This is a genomic window from Micromonospora aridisoli, assembly GCF_056150025.1.
Genome location: NZ_JAXCFK010000175.1, coordinates 1 through 524 on the forward strand (window position 1 = coordinate 1; position 524 = coordinate 524).

1 protein-coding gene is annotated in these 524 nt (G+C 69.3%); it reads left to right on the forward strand.

Features of this window, described 5'->3' with window-relative positions:
• The coding region (locus SM447_RS29965; RefSeq protein ID WP_474576219.1) for a DUF6766 family protein at positions 1–524 on the forward strand (524 nt) is incomplete at both ends.

Consider the following 524-nt stretch of genomic DNA (forward strand, 5'->3'; position numbering starts at 1 on the left):
CGTTCTTCGTCTTCCTGGCACTGCAGAGCGTGTTCGGATGGCAGACGCACAACGAGGAGCTGGTCGAGTTCGGCGCCGCGCCGCTGAGCTGGCCGGCGTACCTGGGCACCGGGCACTTCGCCGAGGCGGTCTTCGAGAACTGGGAGTCGGAGTTCCTCCAGATGGGCGGCTACGTCCTGCTGACCGCGTATCTGGTCCAGCGCGGGTCGGCGGAGTCGAAGCCGGAGGACCAGACCGACCGGCCCGAGGACGACGAGCGGCGGGCCACCCCGGCGTCACCGTGGCCGGTACGCGTCGGCGGGCTGCCGCTGGTGATCTACCGGAACAGCCTGTCCCTCGCGCTGCTGCTGATCTTCGGAGGCTCGTTCCTCGGCCACCTGCTCGGCGGCACGGCGGCGTACAACGCGGAGCAGGCGTTGCAGAGCGGTGCGCCGCCGATCAGCGCCTGGCAGTTCCTCGGCACCAGCGACTTCTGGTTCCAGTCGATGCAGAACTGGCAGAGCGAGTTCCTGGCGGTCGGCACG